This window comes from Amphritea atlantica (assembly GCA_024397875.1).
GTDB classification, from domain to species: Bacteria; Pseudomonadota; Gammaproteobacteria; order Pseudomonadales; family Balneatricaceae; genus Amphritea; species Amphritea atlantica_B.
Window position 1 is genome coordinate 1,976,734 of the sequence record CP073344.1, and the last position, 22,087, is coordinate 1,998,820.

The 22,087-nt window shown below is 51.8% G+C and carries 21 protein-coding genes; 7 read left to right on the forward strand and 14 right to left on the reverse strand.

The window, feature by feature from the left end:
• Positions 1–33: 33 nt before the first annotated feature.
• The 4 genes from KDX31_09050 to paaN all read right to left on the reverse strand — a co-directional run bounded on the left by KDX31_09050 (position 34) and on the right by paaN (position 4,167).
• On the reverse strand, positions 34–696 hold the full coding sequence (locus KDX31_09050; GenBank protein ID UTW05120.1) for an HAD-IA family hydrolase: 663 nt from the start codon (positions 694–696) through the stop codon (positions 34–36).
• Positions 697–798: 102 nt separating this feature from the next.
• Positions 799–1,545 carry an SDR family oxidoreductase gene (locus tag KDX31_09055; GenBank protein UTW05121.1) on the reverse strand — a complete coding sequence of 249 codons (747 nt, stop codon included), beginning with the start codon at positions 1,543–1,545 and terminating at the stop codon, positions 799–801.
• Positions 1,546–1,674: 129 nt separating this feature from the next.
• On the reverse strand, positions 1,675–2,460 hold the full coding sequence (locus KDX31_09060) for an enoyl-CoA hydratase/isomerase family protein (GenBank protein UTW05122.1): 786 nt from the start codon (positions 2,458–2,460) through the stop codon (positions 1,675–1,677).
• Between the two features lie 27 nt (positions 2,461–2,487).
• Positions 2,488–4,167, reverse strand: a complete 1,680-nt coding sequence (paaN, locus tag KDX31_09065; protein UTW05123.1) for a phenylacetic acid degradation protein PaaN — start codon at positions 4,165–4,167, stop codon at positions 2,488–2,490.
• A 468-nt stretch (positions 4,168–4,635) separates the two neighbouring features.
• On the opposite strand from paaN, the gene KDX31_09070 reads away from it, so the two are divergent.
• Genes KDX31_09070 through paaI form a run of 4 tightly spaced genes read left to right on the forward strand, consistent with a single transcriptional unit; the run spans position 4,636 to position 8,185 of the window.
• A complete protein-coding gene (locus tag KDX31_09070; GenBank protein UTW05124.1) occupies positions 4,636–5,415 on the forward strand; it encodes a 2,3-dehydroadipyl-CoA hydratase in 780 nt (259 codons plus the stop codon).
• Between the two features lie 4 nt (positions 5,416–5,419).
• A complete protein-coding gene (locus tag KDX31_09075; GenBank protein ID UTW05125.1) occupies positions 5,420–6,211 on the forward strand; it encodes a 2-(1,2-epoxy-1,2-dihydrophenyl)acetyl-CoA isomerase in 792 nt (263 codons plus the stop codon).
• 14 nt (positions 6,212–6,225) lie between these two features.
• Positions 6,226–7,740, forward strand: a complete 1,515-nt coding sequence (gene paaC, locus KDX31_09080) for a 3-hydroxyacyl-CoA dehydrogenase PaaC (protein ID UTW05126.1) — start codon at positions 6,226–6,228, stop codon at positions 7,738–7,740.
• A gap of 1 nt (position 7,741) precedes the next feature.
• Positions 7,742–8,185, forward strand: a complete 444-nt coding sequence (paaI, locus tag KDX31_09085) for a hydroxyphenylacetyl-CoA thioesterase PaaI (GenBank protein UTW05127.1) — start codon at positions 7,742–7,744, stop codon at positions 8,183–8,185.
• A gap of 71 nt (positions 8,186–8,256) precedes the next feature.
• Here paaI and rraA read toward each other — a convergent pair whose 3' ends face one another.
• On the reverse strand, positions 8,257–8,748 hold the full coding sequence (gene rraA / locus KDX31_09090) for a ribonuclease E activity regulator RraA (GenBank protein UTW05128.1): 492 nt from the start codon (positions 8,746–8,748) through the stop codon (positions 8,257–8,259).
• Between the two features lie 92 nt (positions 8,749–8,840).
• Positions 8,841–9,395, reverse strand: a complete 555-nt coding sequence (locus KDX31_09095; protein UTW05129.1) for a methyltransferase domain-containing protein — start codon at positions 9,393–9,395, stop codon at positions 8,841–8,843.
• Between the two features lie 90 nt (positions 9,396–9,485).
• Here KDX31_09095 and KDX31_09100 point away from each other — a divergent pair, with 90 nt between their 5' ends.
• The gene (locus tag KDX31_09100; protein ID UTW05130.1) at positions 9,486–9,719 is read left to right on the forward strand and encodes a hypothetical protein; all 234 of its coding nucleotides are present in this window, start codon (positions 9,486–9,488) and stop codon (positions 9,717–9,719) included.
• Positions 9,720–9,755: 36 nt separating this feature from the next.
• Here the strand turns inward: KDX31_09100 and KDX31_09105 are convergent, their stop codons facing one another.
• Positions 9,756–12,815 carry an FAD-binding oxidoreductase gene (locus tag KDX31_09105; GenBank protein UTW05131.1) on the reverse strand — a complete coding sequence of 1,020 codons (3,060 nt, stop codon included), beginning with the start codon at positions 12,813–12,815 and terminating at the stop codon, positions 9,756–9,758.
• 106 nt (positions 12,816–12,921) lie between these two features.
• On the opposite strand from KDX31_09105, the gene KDX31_09110 reads away from it, so the two are divergent.
• Entirely contained in the window at positions 12,922–13,884 is a 963-nt protein-coding gene (locus KDX31_09110) for a LysR family transcriptional regulator (protein UTW05132.1), read from the forward strand.
• On the opposite strand, the gene KDX31_09115 is transcribed toward KDX31_09110, so the two are convergent.
• From KDX31_09115 to KDX31_09130, 4 genes are all read right to left on the reverse strand, one after another.
• A complete protein-coding gene (locus KDX31_09115; GenBank protein ID UTW05133.1) occupies positions 13,875–14,435 on the reverse strand; it encodes an acyl-CoA thioesterase in 561 nt (186 codons plus the stop codon). The genes KDX31_09110 and KDX31_09115 overlap by 10 nt on opposite strands.
• Positions 14,436–14,580: 145 nt before the next feature.
• Entirely contained in the window at positions 14,581–15,468 is an 888-nt protein-coding gene (locus KDX31_09120; GenBank protein UTW05134.1) for an EamA family transporter, read from the reverse strand.
• 76 nt (positions 15,469–15,544) lie between these two features.
• Positions 15,545–15,952 (reverse strand): GNAT family N-acetyltransferase, encoded by a 408-nt coding sequence (locus tag KDX31_09125; protein ID UTW05135.1) that lies wholly within the window; start codon positions 15,950–15,952, stop codon positions 15,545–15,547.
• 28 nt (positions 15,953–15,980) lie between these two features.
• A complete protein-coding gene (locus KDX31_09130) occupies positions 15,981–16,850 on the reverse strand; it encodes an AraC family transcriptional regulator (protein ID UTW05136.1) in 870 nt (289 codons plus the stop codon).
• Positions 16,851–17,034: 184 nt separating this feature from the next.
• Here KDX31_09130 and KDX31_09135 point away from each other — a divergent pair, with 184 nt between their 5' ends.
• Positions 17,035–18,186 carry a PLP-dependent aminotransferase family protein gene (locus tag KDX31_09135; protein UTW05137.1) on the forward strand — a complete coding sequence of 384 codons (1,152 nt, stop codon included), beginning with the start codon at positions 17,035–17,037 and terminating at the stop codon, positions 18,184–18,186.
• An 81-nt stretch (positions 18,187–18,267) separates the two neighbouring features.
• Here KDX31_09135 and KDX31_09140 read toward each other — a convergent pair whose 3' ends face one another.
• From KDX31_09140 to KDX31_09150, 3 genes are all read right to left on the reverse strand, one after another.
• Complete coding sequence (locus tag KDX31_09140) at positions 18,268–20,844, reverse strand: MFS transporter (GenBank protein ID UTW05138.1); 2,577 nt, start codon at positions 20,842–20,844, stop codon at positions 18,268–18,270.
• Between the two features lie 178 nt (positions 20,845–21,022).
• Entirely contained in the window at positions 21,023–21,442 is a 420-nt protein-coding gene (locus KDX31_09145; protein ID UTW05139.1) for a hotdog fold thioesterase, read from the reverse strand.
• Positions 21,443–21,710: 268 nt separating this feature from the next.
• Positions 21,711–22,085, reverse strand: a complete 375-nt coding sequence (locus tag KDX31_09150; protein UTW05140.1) for a DUF393 domain-containing protein — start codon at positions 22,083–22,085, stop codon at positions 21,711–21,713.
• Positions 22,086–22,087 lie beyond the last annotated feature (2 nt).

Below are 22,087 nucleotides of genomic sequence, written 5' to 3' on the forward strand. Positions count from 1 at the left end.
TCTCCTTAATGTGCTTAAAATTTCATTATCGCTTTATGAATGATTCAGTGATACATCTGTCAGCCAGCTTTCCAGTTCAGGAAAACGGTGCATCACCAGTGCCGGGTTGTATTGCATTAACCGGTCAATATGATGCGCACCATAACTGACCGCTATCGTATCCATACCTGCTCTGACACCCATTTCCAGATCAAATTCCGTATCACCGATCATCACCGCATCAGTTGCAGCTAAACCAGTCTCGTCAAGAATCTCTTCAAGCATATGCGGATGGGGCTTTGAGGTGGTTTCATCGGCACAGCGGGAGGTTTCAAACAGGTATTCAAGCCCCGTATCCCCAAAAACCCGCTGCAGTCCGCGGCGACTTTTACCGGTAGCAACGGCCAGCCGAAAGCCTTTCTGCCTGAGGTTAACCAGGGTTTCTTCTACACCCTCAAACAACGCAGTCGGCGTGTCGTCAGCATTCAGATAATAATGGCCATAGCGCTCCCGCAATTGGGGGATGATGGCATCGTCGACATCAGGAATCAGCGCCCGAATCGCTTCAGGCAATCCCAGCCCAATAATGTTACGCACAGCGTCATCGGTCAGTTCAGGCTGATCGAGATCCCGCGCTGCTTTTTGCATGCTGGAAACGATCCGTGCAGCAGAATCGATGATGGTGCCGTCCCAGTCAAAAATCAGTAACTTGTACAAAATAAATATCCCAAGCTGTTATTCGCAAATCTGTAAACCGATCTTACGTTAACAGCGCGATAAAGATAACCTCAGGCTTACAATTAAGCAGGGCAAGCCGGCTTAATTTTCCTGTACCAGCGGGCGGATAAGCAGTTCGCTGACATCCACATGTGCCGGCTGGGTGATGGCATACAGAATGGCATTGGCGATATCCTCGGGCTTGAGATTGAGCATATCTTCACCATACATATTGCCTTTCACGGCTGCGCGGATCTTCTCATGGACAATACTGTCTGGCAACTCAGTATCTACCGAGCCAGGCTGAATATCAGTCACCCGTACACCGTAGCGGATCGCCTCTTTTCGCAGGGTGTCAGAGATCGCCCGTACCGCATGCTTGGTTCCGGCGTAGACTCCCGCACTGGGATAGGTCAGCCGGGCGGCGACCGAACTTATATTAACGATATGTCCCTGCTTGCGCTCAGCCATGCCGGGATAGACCCCATTGATCGCATACAACACGCCCTTAATATTAGTATCGATCATCTGCTCCCACTCATCTACCCGGCCATTGATGATCGGGCTGATCGGCATGGTGCCGGCGTTGTTAATGAGGATATCGACACCGCCCAGCGAGGCGATCATCTCAGCCACTGTCTGCATCCCCTGTCGGTCTGATACATCAACAGTGGCGATAGTGACTTTACGTCCCTGCTTACCGATCTCATCCGCCAGCTGCTGTAGCCGTTCTTCACGCCGGGCACTGATCACCAGATCGGCACCTTCAGCGGCTAACAACCTTGCTGTCGCCCGGCCGATACCGGAACTGGCACCGGTAATCCAGGCCGTTTTACCTGATAACTTCATAACATTAACTCTGCTTATTTATCTGATCATTTATCTGAATGATGACTAACAGTATACCGCTTCCAGAAACACAAAAGCCGCCAGTACGATGTCATGGCGGCTTTATCAGAACGGTTTAACTGCTCTATATCAGCGGTTTTTGAACTCCGGTTTACGTTTTTCTGCGAAGGCGTTCATCCCTTCGGCACAATCATCAAAGGCGAAAGTGGCTTCAAATGCCCGGCGTTCAAACCGCAAACCATCGTCGAGAGAACAGCTAACTGCCATGTTAACACTCTCTTTAATCAGCATAACCGCAGGCTGTGACATTGAGGCAATCTTAGACGCTGTTTTAAGCGCCTGCTCGGCCAGACATTCAGCCGGTACGATACGCGCAACCAGGCCGACTCGCTCGGCTTCCGGCGCATCCATCATACGACCGGTCAGACACATCTCCATCGCTTTGGCCTTGCCTACCGCTTTAGTGAGTCGCTGAGTGCCTCCGGCCCCCGGCATCGTGCCAATGCCGATTTCAGGCTGGCCGAACTTAGCCGTATCAGCGGCGATTATAAAATCGCAGGCCATGGTCATCTCACAACCACCGCCCAGTGCAAAACCGGCGACCGCTGCAATAACCGGCTTACGGGCATCTTCAATGGCACGCCAGCAGTCTCGCTGAACCCGGGGAAAATCCTTACGATGCAGGTCGGCAAACGACTGTCCCTTCATCTCCTTTATATCGGCCCCCGCAGCAAACACCTGTTCGCCACCGGTGATGATGATACAGCCGATGCCTTCATCGGCTTCAAACTGATCAATCGCCTCACCCACTTCACGACACAGCATTTCGTTCAGCGCGTTCATTACTTCAGGTCGGTTGAGCGTAATAATCCCAACCCCCTGATTCACTTCCGTCAGAATGCAATGGTAGTTCATAACCAGCCCTTTTCCGTTACTTTTCTGTTATGCGTGTTTGCGGCTCTGGATAATACGGAAACGGTTCGCGACATAGGCCAGATCTGACAGTGAAGCATTAGCGGCCGGGTTACAGCCGGTGGCATGAAAATCACTGAAAGCCGCACTCTGATTAACATAGACTCCCGCAGTCAGATTGATAGACAGTGCAACACCGGAATCCAGTGCCGCCTCTTCAATCTGTTCCAGCACGGCATCGCTGGTTGAGTAGCACCCCATGGTGATCGCACCGTGATTCTTTACCGCCTTATGGGCCAGCTCGATAGAATGAGCGGTGCTGTCGGTGCGTACCAGGAAGCTGATCGGACCGAACAGCTCTTCCATATAGGCATCCTCTTTATCTGCATCCACAGCGATCAGCAGCGGACTGCGCATCCGCCCCTCTTTAAACCACGGGTTTTCAGGACGATCAGATTCGCGTACCACAGTACCGATCTGCTCACCCAGTTCGCGGGCGCTGTCGACTCGCTTGTCTGTAACGTCTGCCTGAATGCAACCCAGCACCATGCCGGCACGTTCCGGATCAGAGAGGAAACGGGTAATGCCGGTGCTCAACGCTTCAGCGACTTCATCGAAACTTTTGTGCCCCTGATCGGTTTCGATACCCTCAGCCGGGATAAAGATATCCTGAGGCGTGGTACACATCTGCCCGGAATATAGACTCAGAGTAAACGAAAGATTCTGAATCATCCCTTTAAAGTTATCGGTAGAGTCGATAATGATGGTATTAACACCCGCTTTCTCGGTGTAAACCTGAGCCTGATGGCAGTTATGCTCCAGCCAGTCGCCGAATGGCGTATTACCGGTGAAATCGATCAGCTTCACTTCGTCCCGCTGCGCCAGCTCCTTGGTGCAGGGCTGAGCAGGATCGGCATCGATAACCATAGAAACGATATGGGGCGGCAGACCCTGTTCACTCAACACTTCCTGAGCGATTCTAACGCTGATCGCTGCAGGCAGAATACCGGCCGGATGGGGTTTAACCACCACTGGATTACCGGTGACCAGCGACGCAAACAGGCCGGGGTAGGTATTCCAGGTCGGAAAAGTTGAACAACCGATCACCAGAGCCACACCACGTCCGGCTACAGTGAATGTCTTTTTCATTACCAGCGGATCATGCTTGCCCTGCGGCTTGGTCCAGGTTGCTGTCGCAGGCGAATGGGTCATCGCATCATAGCCATAAGCCACCGCTTCAAGACCGCGATCCTGAGCATGGGGACCTCCAGCCTGAAAGGCCATCATAAAGCCCTGACCGGAGGTATGCATCACCGCATAGCCGATCTCAAAGCTGCGCTGATTAATTCGCTTGAGAATTTCGAGACAGATTCCTGTACGGGCTTCAACACCGATATCACGCCAGACTTTTCGCGCTTCATTCATCGCTGGCAGCAGAATATCGATATCAACCGTCGGATATTTGATTCCAAGATCAAAACCATAGGGGGAGGCTTCACTACCCGCTTCTCCGGTGATGCCAGGCATATCCAGCATAAAGGAACCATTCAGGTGCGCCTTGAATGCCGCCTGCCCGTCCTTATCGGCGGTTTCACCATATTTTCGAGGGCTGGGGCTTTCAGCATATGCACTGTAATAATCACGGGTACGTAACGCGTTCAGCGCGGCATCAAGTTTTGCTTTGTGCAGATCAAACAGGGTTTGGCTCATACCAGATTCTCTTTCTTTTATTTGGCCCGGAAGGCTTTTATCTCTTAGCAGAACGGCCTTGTGTAGAACTCGGCCGTTCTGCCTGCATAGGTTTTATGACTACCATTGTCACCCAGACCGGTTGTAACAAAGTCTGCTTTACTGTGCTTTATTAAAGCAGACTTTGTTACAACCGGGGCTTAACTGGCTGACTAATCACTGTATGTATAAAAGATACACTAAACAAAGTGATACGAAAAGACAATTTATCTATAATATATTTGTATCCCTTTGCCGTTTTACGGTAACCTGTGCTCTGCTGGTTAAAATGGTGATGCCTGCAAAGACAGACACCCTCACAGAACCGGGAGGATTCCAGTTTGTTGGTTCATAAACCATCAAACAGAGTTCTCCACTAAAATAATAGACATTAGCCCGCCGGGCTTAGGCTGACAGCCACTTTCGATACCCACTATGCTGAGAAATACCATGCCTGATTATCAAGATATTCTGGTTACGGCGCCTGATTCAGGGGTAATAACGATTACCCTGAACCGCCCTGAAGCACGCAATGCTCTGTGCAATAACCTGCTACGGGAGTTAGCAGAGACACTCGACGCCACCATCAGCAATGACAACGTCAGAGCTGTGGTTATCACCGGCGGCGAAAAAGTCTTCGCTGCCGGGGCTGACATCAAAGAGATGGCTGAACTGGATGCTGTCGGAGTAATGAACGATATCCGCCCCACCTACTGGCGACGTATCGCACAATACCCTAAACCGATTATTGCTGCGGTCAACGGCTTCGCCCTGGGTGGCGGCTGTGAACTGATGATGCACTGCGATATTGTTATCGCGGGCGACAATGCTCAGTTTGGCCAGCCAGAGATAAACCTGGGGATTATCCCCGGTGCTGGTGGTACGCAACGATTACTCCGAACCGTAGGTAAATCGATGGCAATGCAACTGGTGCTCTCCGGTGAATTTATCAGTGCCGAACAGGCCCGTGATTTTGGCCTGGTAAGCGAAATAACGATCCCTGAAATGAGTTATAGCCGGGCGTTAAAGCTGGCAAAGAGTATCGCTGGGAAACCCCCGCTTGCCGTGCGCCTGGCAAAAGAATCACTGCTTAAAGCCTATGAGACGACGCTGGAAACCGGACTTAATCTGGAACGTAAGGCCTTTACCCTGCTGGCTGCCACAGAAGATAGAAACGAAGGCATCGCTGCCTTCATGGAAAAACGTCGACCTGACTTTCGAGGAAAATAATAAGATGTCATATAACACTATTGAATTTGAGATTACCCAGGGGGTCGCCGTCCTGACACTGAACCGGCCGGAAAGCCTCAACAGTTTCAACACTGAGATGCACGCTGAGGTTCGCGATGTTCTTAAGCAGGTAAGGAAAGATGAGGCTGTTCGCTGCCTGCTGATAACCGGTAACGGCCGGGGTTTCTGCGCCGGTCAGGATCTCAGCGACCGGGCAGTGGATCCCGACGCAGAGGTGCCAAACCTGGGTGAATCCATCGAAAAAAATTATAACCCGATGATCCGCGCTATCGCCTCACTGGAGATGCCGGTAATATGCGCGGTTAACGGTGTAGCCGCGGGTGCGGGGGCTAATATCGCACTGGCCTGTGATATCGTGCTGGCAGCAAAAACGGCCAGCTTTATCCAGGCATTCTGCAAGATCGGCCTGATTCCGGATTCCGGTGGCACCTGGACATTGCCCCGTGCAATCGGATTCCCACGCGCCATGGCGCTGTCTTTGCTGGGCGAAAAACTCTCTGCAGAACAGGCCGAGCAATGGGGAATGATCTGGAAAACCTACGAGCCTGAAGCATTGAGCGATGCGGCGCTGAGCATGGCTAAACAGTTAGCCACCCAGCCCACTAAAGGCCTTGCACTGATTAAACGCGCACTGCAGTCGTCTGCCAACAACAGCTTTGATGAGCAGTTGGACCTGGAAAGGGATCTGCAAACCCTGGCGGGACGCACAGACGATTACCGTGAAGGGGTCAGCGCATTTATGACCAAACGCCCGCCACAATTTACTGGTAAGTAACGGAGTAAACAGATATGAGCCGTTTTACAAATGACTCAGTAATCGCCGTTATCGGTGCAGGCACAATGGGTGCCGGAATTGCACAGGTAGCCGCAAACGCTGGCCATCAGGTACTGCTGTATGATGCCGCTGAAGGCGCAGCCAAACGGGGTATTGATAATACTGCTAAAGGGCTGGCTAAACTGGTTCAGCGGGGCAAAATCACGCAGACAGACGCAGACGCCCTGCTAGCCCGCTTAAACCCTGTTGATGCACTAACGGACCTGGCTTCTGCCAACCTGGTTATCGAAGCGATTGTCGAACGCCTGGACATTAAGCAGCAGGTCTTTGGTCAACTGGAAGAGATCTGTGCCGAGAGCACCGTCATCGCAACCAATACCTCCTCGATATCAGTAACCGCCATTGGCTCAACACTGCAGCGACCACAAAATCTGGTGGGCATGCACTTCTTCAATCCAGCGCCAATTATGAAACTGGTCGAAGTGATCAGTGGTCTCGATACTGACCCACAGATTGCCGCTGATATCTATGCGCTTTCAGCCAGCTGGGGGAAGCAACCGGTACTGGCTAAGTCAACACCTGGATTTATCGTTAACAGGGTAGCCCGCCCCTTCTATGCTGAAGGTTTGCGAATCTGTCAGGAAGGCGGCGCTGATATCGCCACTATCGATGCACTGATGCGTGAATGCGGTGGATTCCGCATGGGGCCCTTCGAACTGATGGATCTGATCGGTCATGATGTCAATTACGCGGTAACCTGCTCGGTCTTTTCTGCATTCTATAACGATCAGCGCTTCCTGCCGTCACTGATCCAGAAAGAGCTGGTTGATGCCGGTCATCTGGGACGTAAAACCGGACGGGGCTTTTATGATTACAGTGACAATGCGGTTAAACCCGCGGTAAAAACGGCTGATCCCTGCCCGGCACCTGAGTCAATCACCGTCGAGGGCGCTCTGGGTGTTGCCGAACCTCTCGTTTCACTGTTTGAACAAGCCGGTATCAGAGTCAACCGGATCGATAATGATGAAGTGGAAGGGATGATCACAGTCGGTGACGCCACGGTAATGCTCACAAACGGCCAGTTCACCACTATGAGAGCCGGTGAAACCCTGCGTCCCAACCTGATCAATTTTGATCTGGCGCTGAATTATAGCCAGGCCACTCGTATAGCGCTGGCACCTGCCGATCAGGCATCAGCCGAAGCGATTCAGGCAGCCGTTGGTCTGTTTCAGGCGATCGGCAAGTCTGTCAGCATTATTGATGATATACCCGGTATGATCGTAATGCGTACGGTCTGCATGCTGGCCAACGAGGGATTCGATGCCGTAAACCAACAGGTCTGTGATGAACAGGCGGTCGATATCGCCATGAAAGGCGGCGTGAACTACCCCTGCGGCCCGATTGAATGGGTGAACAATCTCGAACTCAGCTATGCGCTCGATGTTCTGGATAACCTGATGGATGCTTACGGTGAAGACCGTTACCGGGCATCTCCCCTATTACTGAGAAAAGTGGCCGGAGGTGCCTGAGATGAAACCCAGTGAGATGACAGCACAACAACTGGCTGAAGCCTGCAGTGATGCACTGCACAGTGGCGATCAGGCGGCTCAGGCGATGGGGATGATCATTGATGAGATCGCGCCGGGTTATGCCAAACTATCGATGCTCGTGCGAAAAGATATGCTCAATGGGCATGCGATCAGTCATGGTGGCTGTATGTTCACCTTGTGCGACACGGCATTTGCACATTCATGCAACACCTATAACCGCTCAACCGTTGCCAGCGGTTGCAGCATTGAATATATTGCGCCGGGCTTCGAAGGAGACATTCTGACAGCCGTTGCCCAGGAACGCAGCCGCAGCGGTCGTACCGGCGTATATGATATAACCCTCTATAACCAGAAGGGAGATGAGCTCGCCTTCTTCCGAGGTAAGAGCTATCAGATCAAAGGCACATTGATACCGGAAGAGTGAATCTTTGAAAGCAAACTATAAGGCCGCATTAGCGGCCTTTTTATTATTTAATACTCAACCAAGACTCTAAATCAGCCGTCACTCAGTTCAAGCTTCTCCGGCGAGACAAGGATGCCATTGTTATCGGCATAAACATACTGGCCCGGCTTAAAGGTTACACCGCCAAAGGTCAGGTCCACATTCAGCTCACCGAGCCCTTTCTTATCGGTTTTCATCGGGTTTGCCCCCAACGCCTGAACCCCCAGATCAAGCTCGCCGATCGCATTGACATCACGGATACAGCCGTAAATGATGATACCCGACCAGCCATTAAGCACCGCTTTTTCCGCCAGCATATCGCCCAGCATTGCCCGACGCATGGAGCCACCACTATCAACAACCAGCACACGTCCCTCACCTGGTAAAGCAACCTGTTCACGTACCAGGGAGTTATCTTCAAACGCTTTCAGGGTAACCATTTCGCCACCAAAACGTTCACGACCACCAAAGTTGCCAAACATCGGCTCTACAACCTGTACCAGATCGGGAAACTGGTCACAAAGTTCAGGTAATAAATCGTCCACGAGTATGCTCCTTAAATTAAACCGTTCACGGGTCTGTATGATCACCTATCTTAGGTTTTTTTGCACTTGCACCATAGGCGGAAAATTCGACATTAAAGTGTAAAAAGATAACTATCGAACAGACTTCCCTTTAATCTGCCGTTGTCGTAGCGGCTCAGGGTAAGCTGGGGCAGCTTGTCTGTCAGTTCACCCGGCTGTAAACAAAACCGTTCAGGGAACCCTGTTTGCCTGTGATATTCCAGGTTGAAGGTAATAATCAGCAGGCGGGCACCGGGCTTCATCAGATCAGGCAGCGTATCCAGGAGTGTCTGATCCGGCAGATAACGCAGAATCACTATATTATCAAAGCGCCCCAGCCCGCTGAGCGCGCCGCTATCGTTCAGATCAAGCGCCTGTGTTTCCACGTCCACATTAACGTCAGCAGCAAATTGTTGCAGGCGCCTGAGCCCTTCAACAGCAAAATCTACCGCCATCAGATTATGCCCTGCAGAAGCCAGATACAGTGCTGCGGCGCCATCGCCACACGCCAGATCCAGAGTTCGTCCAGGCGCTAAATCGTCAAGCTTGCGCTGCAGTTCAGCGGGCAATACTGATGCTGTAGCGGTTTTATTCAGGTATCGCTTGTTCCAGTGGTCGATCCGACTCATTAAATAACTGTCCAAAAATATATAAAGAGATACAGCGAAAGCGTTACTATAGCTGTGTTAAACAGGCTTAATCCATAACCCGGGCTGAAAATGGAACAATATAAACTCATCATTGTGATCCTGTTTGTCGTGCTGGTCTTCGCACCAGTCACATGGCAGGCAATAAGACGGCGCAAACTCAACCCGCCGCCTATGGCACGCAACGATCGTAAACTGTATCGACTATGGCGGTCTGATCCACTCTCCTATGAACGGCAGTATGGTGAAATGGACCGGAAATATCTGCAGGCGAAGAACGAAAAAAGCCGGAATACTGATCAGTAATCCGGCTCTGAAAGCAAACCTGTCAGCCGCTCGAGACTAAGCCGCTTTTAGCAACTGCAGCAGCACCTGCAACGGATGCAGCAACTGCTGCTCGTCAAGACGCTTAACCTGGCTGCGGCAGGAATATCCGGTAGCAACCAGCCGGCCCTCATTTGACGGATCATTAACAACCTCAGACCAGCTCAGATCATAGATTTTCCTGGAGGTATCGTAGTTTTCAGTCTCATGACCATAGGTGCCTGACATGCCACAACATCCGGTGGCCTGCAGTTCGAGAGTTTGCCCCAGCGCCTGAAAGATCTTTTTCCAGTCCGCCATTGAAGCAGCGGCTGATGTTTTTTCGGAGCAATGTGCCATCAGCTTGTAATCATTCTTCGGCAATCCCTCTGCTTTCTGATTTAACAGATCGCAATGCCGGGCCAGCCACTCCTGAATCAGTTCTACCCTGACCTGCAGCCGATTGCCATCATCGACATATTCCTGACGGTACGTCAGGGTCATAGAAGGGTCGATGCCAACCATCGATATACCGCTGGTTGCCAGTTCGTGTAACATTTGAGTATTTACGTCAGCCGCTTTATTGAAGGCCGCCTTAAAGCCATGCACGTGCAAAGGCTTACCGTTCGGCTTAAACGGCGCTACAAGGACATTAAAGCCTGTTTTACGCAGCAGATCGATAATATCCAGCACCAGGCGGGTTTCAAAGAAACTGGTAAAGGCATCCTGAACAATAATCACCGATTGTTCGCGTTGCTCAGGCAGAATAGCGGACAAATTATCCGGCGTGGCAAATTTTATGCCCCGCTGCTCCATCCCCTGTTTCAGGGTGTTAGTACAGATCGCCGGGCTATCCACCATTCCCCCCCAGCGCCGCATGGCAGACTGGATCAGAGTATTATTCATCATCCAGTTATAAGGCGCAGGAAAACGCGCCAGATAGGGAATCATATACTCCAGACCACCAATCATATAGTCCTTAGCCGGACGCAGATAGCGGCTGTAGTAGGCCTCCAGAAAGCGGGCACGAAAATCGGGCACATTGACCTTAATCGGGCACTGAGCGACACAGGACTTACAGGCCAGACAGCCCATCATCGCTTCATGCACCTCGTTGTTAAAATCGTACTCTCCCTGCTTTTTATTCCAGCTGTTCTTTATGCGCCCGGGCAAACTGGCAATAAACGATCCATAGCGCGTTTTACTGCCCTCGGCGACCACATCAACGCCCTGAAGAGCCATCAGTCGCAACCATTCACGAATCAGCGATGCACGCCCTTTAGGCGAATGCTTACGCTCCCGGGTGGCCTTCCATGAGGGACACATCGCGTCGTTGGGATCATAGTTATAGCAGGCACCGTTACCATTACAGAACATCCCCTGGCTATATTCTTCCCGGGCCGCTGCCGGAATCTGGCGGTCATACTGACCACGGGTCGGTACTTCATCAATTTTCAGCAGCTCAGCGCCATCAATCAGTGGGGTACAGATCTTCCCTGGGTTGAGCTGGTTGGCAGGGTCAAACGCGCCTTTAATTATCTGCAGCTGGGGGTAAAGTTCACCAAAAAAAGCGGGCGCATACTCAGAGCGGACGCCTTTGCCATGCTCCCCCCAGATCAGGCCATGATATTTCTGAGTCAGGGCAACCACGCCATCGGAAATCACCCGGATCAACCCCTCTTCCGCCTCATTTTTCATATCGATTGCCGGACGCACGTGCAGCACACCGGCATCCACATGACCAAACATGCCATAGGCCAGGTTGTGACTATCTAACAGAGCGCGAAACTCTTTGATATAGGCGGCCAGGTTTTCCGGCGGGACGGCGGTATCCTCAACAAACGGGATAGGACGCTGCTCACCCACACCATTACCCAGCAGCCCGACGGACTTCTTCCGCATGCCCCAGATTTTATTCACCTCAGCCGCACCAAAGGTAACGGTATAACCGAAGGATTTGCCTGGCTGACCGGCAACACTGTCCAGATGTTCGGTTAGCCTGGCAATTTTCGCTCTCAGCTCCTCTTCATCATCCCCGGTGTATTCAATCAGGTTGATCCCCTGAATCGCCGGCTCCCCCTCATTATGAGGAAAGTAATCTTTAACGCTGTCCCAGATAATATCGTTCATCGCCAGATTCAGCACTTTGGAATCAACGGTTTCGATTGAGGTGGGTCCCCAGGCCATCAGCTCAGCTGCATCTTCCAGAGAGTCCTGAAACCCAGCATACTTGAGATTAACCAGTGCCGAGTATTTCGGAATCGGCAGGACATTCAGTTTCGCTTCGGCAATAAAGGCCAGCGATCCCTCGGCACCACAGAGCACTGAGTTAAGGTTAAAGCGTCCCTCTTCATCGCGGATATGGGCCAGATCGTAACCGGTCAGGCAGCGGTTCAGTTTAGGAAACTTAGCGTCGATCAGATCACGATGCTCATTGAAAACCTGATCAACGGTCCGGTGAACTTCACCGACCCGGTCATCCCGAAGCTTTATCTCTTCCAGTTCCTCGTCACTCAGTGCTGCCGAACTCCACAGCGTACCGTCGAGAAAGACCGACTTCAGCTCGAGTACATGGTCCCGGGTTTTACCGTACATGCATGAGCCCTGACCGCTCGCGTCAGTATTGATCATGCCACCCACGGTGGCCCGGTTGCTGGTAGAAAGCTCTGGGGCAAAAAACAATCCATAAGGTTTCAGTGCAGCGTTCAGCTGATCTTTAACCACCCCACCCTGCACCCGCACCCAGCGCTCCTCGGCGTTGATCTCAAGGATCTGGTTCATATGCCGGGAGATATCGACAATCAGTCCATCCGTCAGGGACTGACCATTGGTACCGGTACCGCCGCCACGGGCACTGAGTACCACCTCTTTGAAACGTGGCTCCGCTGCAAGGCCTGCCAGCAACACCAGATCTTCAACTGATTTGGGGAAAACCACCCCCTGAGGTAACACCTGATAGATACTGTTGTCGGTAGACAGAACAACCCTGCTTGCATAATCAGGATTCACTTCACCCTCAAAGTGACTGCTTTTTAAAGACTCTATAAAGTCCAGATAGCGTTTCTGAGTGGTGTTAATTTCGGCAATACGTGGGATCATCGCTCAACCTGTGACTTCTTGGCGGATAAATATATAGCCATAATGCAGAAATATCATTTATCATTCAAACGATAAAATATGATTGATTAACCATTAAAACTGATAAATGAACACAAACCTTTCTATCAGACATCTGCGAGCCTTCACCGAGGTCGCCTGCTGTGGCAGCTTCACTCAGGCAGCCAACCGGCTTCACCTGACCCAGTCGAGCCTCACTGCAACCATTAAACAGCTGGAACAATCGGTGGGGCTGACCCTGTTCGACCGGACCACACGGCGGGTATTACTCACCCTGCAGGGCGAACAATTTCGTCCGGTTGCCGAGAAACTGATCTCTGATTTCGATACTGCCATTGGTGACCTTCAGGCGATCGCCGGACAGCAGCAGGGACAGGTAGCGATCGCCGCGTCCCCCTCAACAATCAGCCGCTTGCTGCCGCCGGTCATTGATGATTACCGTCAACAATTTCCGGCCATTGCGATCTCCCTGAGGGATGACAGTGCTGGACAGATTGAGCAGCGGGTGTTGAACAATGATGTAGACTTTGGCATCGGTGCAAATCACTCGGCCCATCCGGAACTGAACTATCGGCCGGTGCTGACAGACCGTTATGGCGTGGTTGTCCCTGACGGACACCGCTTTTGTGAAGCCGAATCAGTTGAGTGGCAGACGCTGATCGGGGAGGAGTTGCTGTTTCTTTCGGCCGATACCGGCATCCGCGCGCAACTAAACCAGTTTCGTCAGGCGGGCCAGCTTCAGTTATCAGATCAGAAAGCGATACTGGAGGTTTCAAATCCGGCCGGTATCGCCGCGCTTATTCGCCAGAGAATCGGTATCTCGGTACTGCCCGCCCTGGCAGCCAGCACCGAGTCTTTCAAAGAGCTGGTGTTTATACCGCTGATTGAACCGGAGATGCGCCGTGAAATTTGTCTGGTCAGCCGCAAGGGACGTTCACTGAGTCCGGCTGCGGCAACGCTTTTAAGCTATGCCCGGCAACATTTCTACACCATGAGGCTGCCAGCCCATCTGGAAAGCACAGACCCGCAACCGTTATCCGATCAGGACTGATAGAGACGACAGTTTTCACCGTCCAGCGCATTAATCTCTTTGATCAGGTCGAGATTGCTGCGGATTTTTTTCATTTCAGCGCGGTGTTCCGATTTAAGCTGCTTACGGATCTTGCCCTCGATAAAGCGCTTAATCTCCTCCTCGTCCTCAAGAATCAGACCCGGAACAGGCACCGGCTTACGGCTCTCCTCATCCATCGCCACCATCGTGAAATAAGAGGTGTTGGTATGTTTCACAATCCCCAGACGAAAATCTTCAGAGACAACTTTAATACCGATCTCCAGTGAAGAGTTACCGACATAGTTAACCGATGCTGACAACGTCAGTAACTCACCCACCTCAACCGGGTTAAGGAAGTTCACCGAATCAACCGATGCCGTTACACAGTAACCTTTAACATGGGAAGCCGCGCAGGTATAAGCAATCTTATCCATCAGTGACAGAATCACACCGCCATGAACCTTTCCGCCGAAATTAGCATAAGAAGGAACCATCAGTTCTTTCAAAACCGTTTGCGATGATTTCACTGTACGGTACTCACGATCACTCATTATTTAAACCTATCAGATTATTATGTTATTGATTATCAGATGATACATTTTTACCACAGAAATGCAGACTAAAAAGAAAAGATTAGCGGTTTAACTGTCATGTAATCAACATCGACATCACCTGCAACGGCAGTCCTCTGTGACATTATATCGGCTGTTTTATTGCTGGCCTGAGCACCAGATACACACCGGCAACCGTCACGCCGATAGCCATCACCTGAATCAAGCTCAGATCCTCTCCAAAGAGAACCCAGGCTTCCAGAGAGGTCACTGGCGGTACCAGATAAAAGTAACTGGCAACCCGGGCCGCCTCACCCTCACGAATCATAAACATCAACAACAGAATCGCCGAGACCGACAGACCAAACACCAGCCATCCAAGCGACAAGAGCAGCGTTATATTCCACTCAACCTGACGCTCTTCAAACAGAAACGCCAACAGTGCCATCGCCACGGCGGTTGACAGATATTGCCAGATCGATCCGGTTAGCAGATCGACCTTTCCACCAAAGCGTTTCTGATAAAGTGTGCCAAAAGAGATAGCAAAAAGCGCGATAATCACCGCGGCGACCGCTTCGGGCCTTAAAACAACCACCTCACTGTTCTGGCCATTAAGGAGGATGATCACGACTCCGACAAGCCCCATGACCAAACCGGTCCACTGCACTGTGCGCAAACGCTCGCCAAGCCAGTGCCAGCCGATCAGTGAAGTCAGCAACGGCTGCAGCCCGACGACAATGGCAGCGATCCCGGCGGGCATCTGCCACTTAATCGCCGCAAATACGCCGCCGAGATAGCAGGCATGCACCAGAAATCCTGTCACGGCCTGATGCCCTCCCTGGCTCAGTGAGGGCCAGCGGGAACGATAGATCAGTGCTAACAGCGTGAATACTGCCAGCGTCAGCAGCATCCGGATGAAGAGGAGATAGAAAGGTTCAATATAGGGCAAAGCATACTTCGCCCCGATAAAGCCCGTGCTCCAGAGCAGCACAAACAGGACAGGAACCAACTGGGTAAAACGGGAATGGCTCACGCAGATCACCAATTCTAAAAACGCTACTGTACTGTTTGTCTGGTTAAAACTCTAATATTTAAACGCAGATACAGCGTTAATGATCGGTTCCGGCATATACCCACATCGGCTCAGTTTTACCCGCCCGGGAGAAACCAAGTGCACGGTAAAAACCTGTCGCTTCACCATCCGCTGTCAGCATCTGCTGATGAAAGCCCTGGTAACGCTGTTGCAGCGCCAGCATCAACTGCTTACCAACTCCCTGCCCCTGATATTCCGGCGCGACCAGCAGATGGGGGTAGTAGACCACCAGATGCCCATCTGACAGTGCGTTACCCAGCCCGATCAGTACCCCGTTAACCCGTGCTGTCACCAGCGAGTGCGAACCGGCCAGCGCCGCCATCAGTTGTTCGGGCTTATCGGCGGCGGACCACTCATTAGCACGATAGAGGCTGATAACCTCAGATTGTTCCGGTGAGTCGGTCAGACTAATCTCAATATCCATTAATAATTACTCCTGTAAAAAATACCGGTTAGTACAGTGTAACCGGCTGATAATATTCCAGCTCAAACCTTTCCTCAGGGTCGATAAACTGGTTGCGCTGATACTTCGCAAAGGCAGGTGTTGCGCCGGTCTTGAGACCAGAGCCCGCAAGCCATTCATTCTGCAACCGGGTGATCCAGGGTAGCAGATCGCCATACTGTCCGCTGAAGCGAAACCGGGCGTGCAACCCTCCGGGGATCACCATCGCATTCACTACCCCGCGCCGGGGAACCGGACTATCAACCCCGAGGCAGGCAACATAGCGACAGCGCTCCAGCGGAGTCCAGGCGGGATTGGAGTGATGCAGCCCTATCTGTGCAACAAAGGGGCGTTGCTCAGCTGCGGCCCAGGCCTGCAGGATCTGCCAGGCTGAACGAATCGAACGGTTATAGCCCTGATGGCGGATATAGACAACTGGCTGATCCTCAAGTTCAATCAGATCGGGCTGTGGCAGCGGCAGTGGAGCAATGCGTTCCGCCCCGGCAGCCACTTCAGGATCACTCATATAGGGGATGTGCTGCGACCTCTCCTGATGACGCCAGCGCCCCGGACTGATCTCAAACTGTTCACTGAACACCCGGGTAAAGGATGCCAGCGAGTTATAACCACATTTTAATGCGATATCCCGCACCGGGGTGAGCGGTTCAAACATTAGCAGGTTCGCCGCATGTTCAAGCCGCACCCGGCGGATATAGCGATGCAAAGATTCCCCTGTCACTTGCTGAAACAGCCGGTGAAAGTGCTGCTCTGAGTAGGCGGCAACCCGGGCCAGACCTGCGCCTGTCAGCGGTGCACTCAGATCCCGATGGATACAGTGCAGTACATCATTGATACGGGCTTGTTGCGCAACACTGGGCATAGGCGGGTGACATTATCAGGAACGGTTAATAGATATAAATAATCATAAATAGACAATTAGTAAAGCATAAATGGATAAATAATAACAAAGCCTCAAGCATACACTCTGGCAATTACCCATTCGATTCATAAACAGCCGTTCATAACGGTGCCCTTCGGCGTCGTTTTACCACCAGGACAGAGTTATGAAATTTGCCAGACAGGCGCAATCACTGAACGCGTCTTATCTCAGAGAGATTCTCAGCGCAGCAAGCCAGCCAGAGATGATCTCCATGGCAGGAGGGCTACCTGCGGCCTCCCTGCTACCGCTGGAACTTGTCCGTGTCGCCTGCGCGTCTCTGGCGGATAATAGTCTGTTTTTTCAGTATGGCAGTAGCCGGGGTTATCAACCGCTGCTAGAAACCCTGGAACAACATAGCCCTCAGTCTACTCAGCCCTGGCTGATCTGCAACGGCAGTCAGCAAGGTCTGGACCTGATTGCCCGGGCACTGCTGGAAACAGGTGACCCTATTGTTGCCGAAGTTCCAGCTTATCTTGGCGCACTACAGGCATTTCAATTAACCGGTGCTTCGCTATTACCTTTGCTCAGCGGAGCCGCCGGGCCGGATCTGGATCAGCTTGAACATTATTTTAAAACCGCGGCAGTGAAGCTGTTTTATGCGGTTCCTGATTTTCACAACCCCACCGGGCGGGTGTGGTCTGCCGAGACCCGGGTTGCCGTGGCCGCGCTGTGTCGTCACTATGGTGTCACCCTGATTGAAGACTCGCCCTATCGACAGTTAAGGTTCAGCGGCACAGAACTCAGCCCTGTGAGTGAGTTATACCCGGAACAAACAATAAGCCTGATATCCTTTTCAAAAACAGGCTTTCCCGGACTCAGAGTCGGAGCGATGAGTGGCCCGGCTGAATTTATCGCCCTCGCAGAACGGATTAAGCAGGCAACGGATCTGCACACCGGTATTCCGCAACAGGTGATCATTCACCGGCTGCTGAATCACCAGCAATACCCGGACCATCTGGCACGACTGCAGCAAGGTTACCGCAATCGTTACCACCATCTGAGTAGTGAACTGCAACAACAGTTGGGGCAACAAATCGAGTTTGACCCGGTCGAGGGAGGAATGTTTATCTGGCTATCGTTGAATGGAAAAAGTGGAACGGAGATCGCGGCAAGGGCTCTTTCACATAAGCTGGCGGTGGTGCCAGGCGCCGCATTCTACGCGAAAGGAGCCACTGCAGAGGATAGCCATATCCGGCTTAATTTCAGTAACACTGACACCGCGTTAGTCCGGGAAGCAGTAGCACGACTGGCAAGAGCAATCGGCGCGGGTTGTTAAAGAACGGCAAGAACAGATATAAATCAGCTGAACCGGGCGCATATTTCAACGTTCACGGTTCGGCTGATCGTCTTCGGGGCGTTATCGGCCCGCTTCACCACGCTTGTCTTCGCTGTTATCACCCAGCTGATCATGACGATTATCGACCTGTTTTTCGCTGTCCCTGTCGATGGAATCGACCCACTCACCCTCACGGGACTCGGCGCCGACACTGATGGCATCGACCACATCAGATGCCGCCTCAGGAATATTTTCAAGCACCGCTACCGCCACCTCTTCAGCGCTATCCGGTGATACCTCTCGGAGTCGGTTTACCAGCTCGACCGCATCCCGAATTTCGCTGGCAGGCTCAGCATTCAGGCCGGTATTGTCCGTCTGATAACTTTCATGCAGCAGCCGTGCAACTTCTGCAGCCACATACTGTGCGCTTTCCGGTACCGCTTCAACAATTTTTACCGCCAGATTGAGTGACATTTCCGGCGATAGTTCAGACATGCGGGTGAGCCACTCAATTGCTTTCTCATGCTCATCCAGTACCGTTTCTGCGTCATCAGAATCGGAACCAGCGACAACAGTCTGAGTTTCGTCGTCATCGGCTACCGTTTCATTTTCATCTTCGGTAGCAGAAAGATACTCTTCAGTAACCTCATACATAGACTCAGGCACTGCTTCTACCACAGTTGCAGCGACATCCATCGCCTGATCAGGTGCCGCTTCAGAAAGCCTGGAGACCCACTCAACGGCATCATGATAATCATGTTCCTCACTCTCAGCCGTACCGCCTGAGTCCGCATCAGAGGTTTCATTATCTGTCTCTGATTCGTAATGAGACATATACTCTTCAGTCATTGCCACCGCGGATTCCGGAAGCGACTCCGCAACGGTTACCGCGATATCCAGCGCCTGATCCGGATTAGCATCCCAGAGTTCAGTCGCCATACTCAGCGCATCGGACTCACTGGTATCATCTTCACGGTCAGCCGGCCGCATCGATTCCCGCTCTTCAGCAATCAGACGTGAATAGTATTCGGCCACCTGAGTAGCTGATTCTGGCGCTGATGCAACGGCAATACGCGCCATCTCGATGCGCATCTCTGGAAAGACCCGGCCCACTTCGATTGCAACCGGTATCACCTGCTGGGGATACCATTCAGCCAGACGGGACACCAGGTCAGCGGCAAGCTCAGGTTTAGCCTTCACAATGGCCCGGGTGATCTCCAGTATCTGATAAGGCGCCGCTTCCTTCATGACCTCATACAGACGCATCACATCGATGCCCGGAACTTTAGCCACAGCTGCAGCCACTTCGGTGCCTCTTTCCGGATTGGTAATGGTCAGCGCACGCGCCAGTTTAACCGCAGTAGCAGGATCAGATTCAGCAATGCTCATTGCCATCTCGGCCTCGGAGCTCAGCGGAGCCTCAGGCTCTGTATATTCAGTCCGCGGATCCAGATGTACCGACGTGGTCAGTGCTTCACCCTGCATAACGAAGTCCTCCTGATCTGCCACCGGCAACGCCTTGCTGACAGTCATACGATAGACCGTGAACAGTGCCAGAAAAGTCTGCGTAACCGCGAGAAAATAGAACAGACTGGAACTACCAAAGGCCGACATGACCAGCGACGCCGTATAGGGACCGATAGCGCCACCGACACCAAACGCCAGCAACATGCTTCCCATAGCCGCAACCATTTCCGATTTTTTCAGCTTATCAAACGCCTCAGCCACACTCAGGGGGTAATAACAGGCTACCATTCCTGAAGTCAGGCCGCAGAGAATAAAGATACTGGTCATCATCTCCATCGCTGCCAATGGCACAATCGCGATACCCAGTACGGATGAGAGCAACAATAAACCTAACAGGATGGTCCGCCGGTCAAAACGATCCGACAGAGCGCCCACCGGAAATTGCAGACTAAACGCACCTAATATGGCACACCCCATGAACAGCGATAGCTGGAAACCACTGATATGAAATTCAGCTGCGAAAACCGGTAACAGGTTAAACAGGGCTGAATAAACTGCACCTGAGGTTAAGCAGGTCACAACACCCAGGGGTGATATCCGGTACAGAGAGATGATCGACATAGGCGCTACGGTTTCGATAACCGGGCCCTGTGAGCGACTGAAAAGCACCGGCAGGGTCGCCATGCAGAACAGAATTCCCACCAGAACAAAAAGCATATTGTCAGACGGTTCAGCAATCCCCATCAGGAACTGTCCGCCAAACAGCCCGCCCATGATACAGGCATTATAGACCGCAAGGATTTTACCCCGGGTTTCTTCGGTGGCACTGTCACTGAGCCAGCTTTCCATCGCGGTCAGCAGGCAGGCGTGGCTGAAGCCAAGCAAAACTCTCAATACGCCCCATAGCAGCGCATTGGCATCCAGTGTAAAAGCCAGAATACAGATCGCTTCGATAGCCAGGCTGCCGGCAAACACCCGGATGTGTCCAACCCGTTTAACCAGCTGTTTACTATAGATAGCCCCGGTCAGCATCCCCACGAAATACATAGACAACACCAGACCGATTGTATCGGTTGAGATGCCTTCCAGCCCCATTCGTGACGGGACCAGAATGTTCATCAGGCCGACACCCAGATAGAGGATTATGCAACTGCTAAACAGGGCAAACAATGACAACAGAGCTTTACGCACGAAGCTTTCTCTCTTCAGAAATATATGTAATCAGGGCAGAAATTAAGGTTTTAAAAAATGCAAAAAGCCGGCTTAATAGGCCGGCTTGTTAAGATCTCAGTCTAACACCCTAAATCGGTCTTATACACCCCTAAAGTATCGATTCAGATCATAATACAAGGTCTTTTTCTAAATCAGACTACTTCCCTAATACAGCTACCGTTAACCGGGAAACGCAAATCGCCTTTTCCTTTTCGTCGACGATTCGGATATCCCACACCTGGGTTGAACGACCGATATGAACGGGTGATGCGGTACCGTAAACATGCCCTGTGCTGATTCCCGACAGATGATTTGCATTTATCTCAAGTCCGACACAACGCTGGCCAGGTTCTGATGCCAGTTGTGCGGCAACACTACCGAGTGTTTCAGCCAATACGACTGATGCGCCCCCATGCAGAAGTCCCATCGGTTGATGTGTTCTGCAATCAACCGGCATTGAGGCACTGATATAATCAGGACCAATCTCAGTGATTTTAATACCAAGATGATCGATGAGCGTGTTTCGGGCAAACAGCTGTAACTCGTCGACGCTCTTTTCAGTTTTCCAGATTGACATAAATGCCTCCTCTATAAAGCAACTAAGCTATCACCACAGCCTCTGCCGGAAAATAACATTTCCACTCAGGATTGTGACAAGAATACTCAGCATCGAAATCGATGTTTAAAAGTTTAAACCATCGTCAAAACAAATCTCAAAACAGAGCGGATCGCATAGGTGATCACAATGACATCGACAAGCACTCTCATCGATGATGGCGGTAGTGGCAGAAGGCCCGGGAAGGTGATTCCGCGATCACCGTTTGAAAAAGCAGTTCTCAGAAACGCTATAAACGCCCCTCCCTACGCAGCCGCCGCTCAACCCAGACGTGATATAACTGACTGCAAACCGGACGTATCAGCGGCAAACCGAGTAACCACCCCAGCCATTTGAGGCGGGGAACCCGTGACATCAGTAATCGATAGGCATCGAGTTCGGTCCGAATAATGCCATTCGCATCCCTGACATGCAGCTCCAGCAGGGCTTTACGAGGATCAATCCCCCAGGCCCTGAGTTGCGTCTCCTGATGAGTGATATCAAACCAGATTACACTTTGATCATCTTCTGCCTGAAGCGACTCGTAGTAGTGCCGGTCACGCACACAGCCGGAGCAGGAACCATCATAAAATACGGTAATTTGGCCTCTGTCAGACATCCTCACGC

Excerpts from the sequence above, each read along its gene's own strand:
- KDX31_09055 (UTW05121.1), bottom strand. The coding sequence starts at position 1,545 with ATGAAGTTATCAGGTAAAACGGCCTGGATTACCGGTGCCAGTTCCGGT.
- KDX31_09060 (UTW05122.1), bottom strand. The coding sequence starts at position 2,460 with ATGAACTACCATTGCATTCTGACGGAAGTGAATCAGGGGGTTGGGATT.
- paaN (UTW05123.1), bottom strand. The coding sequence starts at position 4,167 with ATGAGCCAAACCCTGTTTGATCTGCACAAAGCAAAACTTGATGCCGCG.
- KDX31_09070 (UTW05124.1), top strand. The coding sequence starts at position 4,636 with ATGCCTGATTATCAAGATATTCTGGTTACGGCGCCTGATTCAGGGGTA.
- KDX31_09075 (UTW05125.1), top strand. The coding sequence starts at position 5,420 with ATGTCATATAACACTATTGAATTTGAGATTACCCAGGGGGTCGCCGTC.
- paaC (UTW05126.1), top strand. The coding sequence starts at position 6,226 with ATGAGCCGTTTTACAAATGACTCAGTAATCGCCGTTATCGGTGCAGGC.
- paaI (UTW05127.1), top strand. The coding sequence starts at position 7,742 with ATGAAACCCAGTGAGATGACAGCACAACAACTGGCTGAAGCCTGCAGT.
- KDX31_09095 (UTW05129.1), bottom strand. The coding sequence starts at position 9,395 with ATGAGTCGGATCGACCACTGGAACAAGCGATACCTGAATAAAACCGCT.
- KDX31_09100 (UTW05130.1), top strand. The coding sequence starts at position 9,486 with ATGGAACAATATAAACTCATCATTGTGATCCTGTTTGTCGTGCTGGTC.
- KDX31_09105 (UTW05131.1), bottom strand. The coding sequence starts at position 12,815 with ATGATCCCACGTATTGCCGAAATTAACACCACTCAGAAACGCTATCTG.
- KDX31_09110 (UTW05132.1), top strand. The coding sequence starts at position 12,922 with ATGAACACAAACCTTTCTATCAGACATCTGCGAGCCTTCACCGAGGTC.
- KDX31_09115 (UTW05133.1), bottom strand. The coding sequence starts at position 14,435 with ATGAGTGATCGTGAGTACCGTACAGTGAAATCATCGCAAACGGTTTTG.
- KDX31_09125 (UTW05135.1), bottom strand. The coding sequence starts at position 15,952 with ATGGATATTGAGATTAGTCTGACCGACTCACCGGAACAATCTGAGGTT.
- KDX31_09130 (UTW05136.1), bottom strand. The coding sequence starts at position 16,850 with ATGCCCAGTGTTGCGCAACAAGCCCGTATCAATGATGTACTGCACTGT.
- KDX31_09135 (UTW05137.1), top strand. The coding sequence starts at position 17,035 with ATGAAATTTGCCAGACAGGCGCAATCACTGAACGCGTCTTATCTCAGA.
- KDX31_09145 (UTW05139.1), bottom strand. The coding sequence starts at position 21,442 with ATGTCAATCTGGAAAACTGAAAAGAGCGTCGACGAGTTACAGCTGTTT.